Consider the following 3744-nt stretch of genomic DNA (forward strand, 5'->3'; position numbering starts at 1 on the left):
GTCCCTGGGAGTTGTCGATATAGGGTGGGCGCAGTACCGGCTATTGGGAAGAGTAACCAGTGAACTTATTGACACCGCACCACGACGGTTCCGCACTCTATGTGCAGGGAAGTGGCACCTTAGGGGGACGCTGCACGTTGCGGATACGTGTGCCGCAACAGTGGGGGACTGCGACGCGGATTTGGGTGCGCAGCGTCCAGGACGGCGAGCCCAGGTATGACGCGGCGCGGCACATCGACAACGTTGACGGGTGGGTGTGGTGGGAAGCCAGCATGCTGGCCATGAATCCGGTGGCACGCTACAGGTTCGTTATCGAGGTGGCAGGCGTTGGTGAAGAAGGTGCCAGCTATTGGCACCTGAACAACGAGGGCCTCTTCGACAGGGACACCTCCGACTACAACGACTTCAGGGTCACCACGGCCAAAGACGCCCCTGCGTGGACCCGCGACGCCGTCATGTATCAGGTGTTCCCCGACAGGTTTGCGAAGTCGGCCAAGGCTGCGAGCCGACCGGTCCCAGGGTGGGCTGTCGCTTGCACGTGGGAGACCCCTGTTGACGGTGTCTGGCCGGATGCGGCCCGGCAATTCTATGGTGGGGACTTGGACGGTGTCACCGAAAAACTTGACGAGCTGGCAGAGCTCGGCGTGGACATCGTGTACCTGACGCCCTTCTTCCCTGGCCGCTCCAACCACCGCTATGACGCCTCAACCTTCCATGCGGTGGATCCGCTGCTCGGCGGGGATCAGGCCCTGATCGACCTGGTCCAGGCAGCGCATGCCCGCGGCATGAAGGTGATGGGTGACCTGACCTCCAATCACACGGGTGATGCCCACGAGTGGTTCATCCGAGGCCAGGCGGATCCGAATTCGGTGGAGGCCGGCTTCTTCTACTTCAACGAGGACCACAGCGAGTATGAGAGCTGGTGGGGCGTGAAGTCGCTCCCCAAGCTCAACTGGGCTTCCGAGGCGCTCCGTGAAGCGTTTGTCACGGGTGAGGACTCCGTCGTAGCCCATTGGCTTAAGCCACCCTTCAACTTGGACGGTTGGCGGATCGACGTCGGCAACATGACGGGCCGCCTCGGCGCAGTGGAACTCAACCACGAAGTTGCCGCGCTCATCCAGGCACGGACTCTGGAAATCAACCCCGAGGCACTGCTGCTGGGTGAGGAAACTTCCGACGCCGGTGCCGACGTCGACGGTTTCGGCTGGCAGGGTGCCATGACGTATTCCAACTTCACCCGCCCCATGTGGCAGTGGCTGGCTGACCCCGCAGCGCGCGTGGACTTTTTTGGCACCCCGCTGCCGGGCCCCAACAAGGTGAGTGCCGACGTCGTGCTTGCCACCCATAAGGACCTCTCCAGCGCTTTCAGCTGGCCCGTGCGCAACGCCACGATGAACGCGCTGAACACCCATGACACGGCGCGGGTGGGAAGCCTCATGATTCCCGGCGGGCCGATTGTGGCGGCGGCGATGTCCATGCTGTTGCCGGGGATTCCCGTGATCTTCGCCGGCGACGAGTTCGGATTGCTGGGCGACAGGGGCGAGTCGTCGCGCACGCCCATGCCCTGGGGCGACCCCGATCGCATCGTCACGGATCTGCGCCCCGCCTATGCGGCCCTGACGAGGCTGCGCCATGGGAGTCCGGCCATGGCTCAAGGTGGCATGCGCTGGTTGATGGCCGACGGCGATGTGCTGGCTTTTGTGCGCGAGTCGCCGCAGGAGTCGCTGCTCGTTATCGCCGTGCGGGCGTCCGTCGACGGACTTGATCTTGGCTCATGGGGCTTGGGGGATACGTCCGGGCTGCTCGATGATCAGGTCTTTGCCACGGGCGATGTCAGCGTGGGAGATGGCGTGAGCTTGTCCGGGCCCGGCGCGTATGTGTGGCGTCTGCCTGGGCTGAGCGTGCCGGGCAGTTTGGCACCATCGATGGAACGTGTTCTCGTCCTAGACTGAAGGCGGACATACCGGAACTGACGGGGAGGCGCCGCACGATCATGGCAGAACATGGGATTCATCTTCACGAGGGGTTCGCTGCCGCGGTGCTCCAGTCTCTGCGCGTGGACCAGTTCAGCGTGGCGGCGGCCGATTTGCAGACTTTTGCCATCGATCAAGGTCCCGTGACGGATTATCAGCAACCCGTGGCTGTTGTGTGGGCTGAGAGCGTTGCCGACGTGCAGGCGGTGGTTAGGGCTGCCGCTGAGTACAACGTGCCGTTGGTGACGCGCGGGGCGGGCACCGGGGTCTCCGGTGGCGCCCACGCCACGGCCGGTTCGGTGGTGTTGAATCTGACGCGGATGAACAAGATTCTGGAAATCAATGCGGAGGATGAGATCGCCAGGGTTGAGGCCGGTGTCATCAACGGCGATCTCAACGAGGCCGTGGCCGAATTGGGGCTGATGTATGCCCCGGACCCAGCCAGCTACAAGATCTCCACCATTGGCGGGAACATTGCCACCAACGCCGGCGGCCTACGATGTGCCAAGTATGGGGTCACCCGCGACGCCGTCCTTGCCCTCGATGTGGTTCTGGCAGACGGATCGCTGATCCACACCGGACACAGGACGTTCAAGGGTGTGGCTGGTTACGACCTGACAAGTTTGCTCGTCGGCTCCGAGGGGACCCTGGGCATTGTGGTGGGTGCCACGGTGCGCTTGAAATACCTTCCGGCCATTGTGCGCACACTGGCCGTATTCTTCCCCGATGTCCAGTCCGCTGCTGCTGGCGTCTTGGCGCTCGGCTCGGCCCGTGTGCAGCCCTGCATCCTGGAGCTGCTGGACGGGCAGTCCCTGAAGGAGTTGGACTTCCGTAATGGCAGCAACCTCGCCAGCAGGGGTACCGCACTGCTTTTGATCCAGTTCGACGGGCTGGCCGCGTTGCAGGAAGAGGACTTGGCGGTCGCAGCGCTGGAAGAACTCGGAGGCAGGGCCAGCCGTGAGGATCCGGCTGAGGCGCAACGGCTTGTTGATCTGCGGCGCAACAACCGCGGTTTGGACGTTGACGCGGTGAACAGGGTAGGGGAGGATGTGGCCGTGCCGCGTTCCCAGTTGGTCCACTACATCACGGCGTTGGAAGAGATGGCCCGGCGCCATGGTGTGGATTTGCAGGTGATCGCCCACGCTGGCGACGGCAACCTCCACCCGACCTTCTCGGTGCCGGACTTGGACGCACTGAGCATCGCAGCGCTGAACGCCGCCCTTGATGAATCCATTGACAAGGCACTGGAGCTCGGTGGCACCATCACCGGTGAACACGGCATTGGCCAGTACAAGCTTCGGTGGCTGCCGCTTGAACAAAGTGAGCAGGTGCTCGGGATCCAGCGAAGCATCAAGTCACTCTTGGACCCGCAAGGCATCCTGAACCCCGGCAAGGCCATTCCTGACGCCTGAAGCTGACTGGCGGACGGGTTGATGCTGCTGGAGGGTCGGTAGGAAGACCCCGGAACGTGCTGGAGGGTCGGTAGGAAGACCCCGGAAGGTGCTGGAGCGTCGGTAGGGGGGTTAGTCTTCGTATGTGTCGGCGTCCGGGAGGACTCCTGCGTCGAGCATTTTCAGGGTTTCGGTGTCGGTGCTGAGCATGATGGCGTCCTCGTCGCGGCGAAAGCGCAGGATGTTGTCCACGTAGGACTGCACCGCTTCAGCCAACGGGACGTTGCGCTCCTGCTCTTCTGAAATAAACCAGCGGTGCTCCAGAACCTCGTGGACCACTTCCGCCGGTTCCAGCTTGCCGCCGAGCTCACGCGGGATGG

The 3744-nt window shown here is 63.2% G+C and carries 3 protein-coding genes; 2 read left to right on the top strand and 1 reads right to left on the bottom strand.

Annotated features, from left to right (window positions below; translation table 11 throughout):
* Positions 1-59: 59 nt before the first annotated feature.
* Both Q4P21_RS15930 and Q4P21_RS15935 read left to right on the top strand, forming a co-directional pair.
* Positions 60-1952, top strand: coding sequence for a glycoside hydrolase family 13 protein (locus Q4P21_RS15930; RefSeq protein WP_303389700.1), 1893 nt, complete (start codon positions 60-62; stop codon positions 1950-1952).
* Positions 1953-1993: 41 nt separating this feature from the next.
* Entirely contained in the window at positions 1994-3385 is a 1392-nt protein-coding gene (locus tag Q4P21_RS15935) for an FAD-binding oxidoreductase (RefSeq protein WP_303389701.1), read from the top strand.
* Positions 3386-3496: 111 nt separating this feature from the next.
* Here Q4P21_RS15935 and Q4P21_RS15940 read toward each other — a convergent pair.
* Positions 3497-3744, bottom strand: a 248-nt coding sequence (locus tag Q4P21_RS15940) for a DUF4032 domain-containing protein (RefSeq protein WP_303389702.1), incomplete at its 5' end; no start/stop codon positions are given.

Origin of the sequence: Arthrobacter sp. (assembly GCF_030540645.1) — a bacterium.
Taxonomy (GTDB): domain Bacteria; phylum Actinomycetota; class Actinomycetes; order Actinomycetales; family Micrococcaceae; genus Specibacter.